Source organism: Parafrankia sp. BMG5.11 (assembly GCF_004337455.1).
Genome location: NZ_SJXI01000200.1, coordinates 1 through 1,620, shown reverse-complemented (window position 1 = coordinate 1,620; position 1,620 = coordinate 1). Strand labels below are relative to the sequence as shown.

The following is a 1,620-nucleotide window of genomic DNA, read 5'->3' as shown; positions in this document are numbered from 1 at the left end:
GGCTCTGCCGCACATCCGGTGGTAGCCGACGTGGCCCGCCGTGTCACGATCCGTCATGGTTGGTGTGGAGTGCCTGGTGGCGGTGGTGTTTGCGGGGTTGGCGCCGCTGGTCGTGGAGGACGTGGCGGACGAGGGTGACCGGATCCGGGTCGCGGCGCGGACTCCGGACCGGCCGGCCGCCTGCCCGCGGTGCGGGGCGCTGACGGCGCGGGTGCACAGCTACCACGTGCGGACGCCGGCGGATGTGGCGCTGGACGCGCGCCGGGTGCTGCTGACCGTGCGGGTCCGTCGGCTCGTGTGTCCGACCCGGGGCTGTCTGCGGACGTTCCGGGAGCAGGTCCCGGGTGTGCTGGAGCGTTACCAGCGGCGCACCGTCCGGTTGGCGGGCCAGGTCGGCGCGGTGGTCCGGGAACTCGCGGGCCGCGGCGGGGCCCGGCTGTTGAGCGCGTTGTCGGTACGGCTGTCACGGGACACGGCGCTGCGCTGCCTGCTGCGCCTTCCGCTGCCGCGGTTGCAGGTCCCGCGGGTCCTGGGTGTGGACGACTTCGCGTTGCGCCGCCGCCACCGCTACGCCACGATTCTGATCGACGTCGAGACCCGCCGCCGCGTCGACGTCCTGCCCGACCGCGGCGCGGATGCTCTGGAGGCCTGGCTGCGGGCTCATCCCGGCGTTGAGGTCGTCTGCCGGGACGGCTCCGGTGCCTACGCCGAGGGTGTCCGCCGTGTCCTGCCCGACGCTCGGCAGGTAGGAGACCGGTGGCACTTGTGGCATGGCCTCGCCGAGGCCGTCCGCCGGGAGGTCGCGGCGCACAGCGCCTGCTGGGCGAAGGCCGGCCCGCCGCCGACCGAGGGGCCCCGCGCTCAGACCACCCGACAGCGCTGGGCGCAGGTTCATGGCCTGCTCGATCAGGGCGTGGGTCTGCTGGACTGCGCACGAAGGCTCAATCTCTCCCTGAACACGGTCAAGCGCTACGCCCGCGTCCCCGAGCCGGAACGGCTGATCCGTGCGCCGGCGTTCCGCCCGACGTTGGTCGACCCTTACCGCGACCATCTCAAGCGCCGCCGGGCCGAGGAACCCGCCGTTCCGGTCCTGCGCCTGTTCCGCGAGATCCGGGAGCAGGGCTACACGGGCAGCCACAACCTGCTCGTCCGTTACATCAACTCCGGCCGGCTCGACGGTGACCAGCCGGCGATGTCCCCACGCGCCCTGACCCGCCTGCTGCTCACCAGACCCGACACCCTCACCGACGCCCAACGTGACCGGCTCGACCAGCTCACCGCCGCCTGCCCCGAGATGACCACCCTCGCCGGCCTGATCCGCGGCTTCGCCGCGCTGCTCGACCCCACCGACGGCAACGACGACCGTCTCACCGCATGGATCACCACCGCGCGGGCCGCCGACCTGCCCCACCTGCATGCCTACACCCGCGGCCTCGACCTCGACCGGGACGCCGTGAACAACGCGCTCACCCTGCCTTACAGCAACGGCGGCACCGAAGGCGTGAACACCAAAACCAAGAAGATCATGCGCCAGATGCACGGCCGAGCCGGCTTCCCGCTCCTCCGCCACCGGATCCTGCTCGGCTAACACACAGTCACCACCGGAAGTGCGGCAGAGCC

1 protein-coding gene is annotated in these 1,620 nt (G+C 72.3%); it reads left to right on the top strand.

Annotated elements, in window-relative coordinates:
- Positions 1-55 precede the first annotated feature (55 nt).
- The gene (locus E0504_RS49880) at positions 56-1,588 is read left to right on the top strand and encodes an ISL3 family transposase (RefSeq protein WP_131628131.1); all 1,533 of its coding nucleotides are present in this window, start codon (positions 56-58) and stop codon (positions 1,586-1,588) included.
- Positions 1,589-1,620 lie beyond the last annotated feature (32 nt).

Excerpts from the sequence above, each read along its gene's own strand:
- E0504_RS49880 (WP_131628131.1), top strand. The coding sequence starts at position 56 with ATGGTTGGTGTGGAGTGCCTGGTGGCGGTGGTGTTTGCGGGGTTGGCG.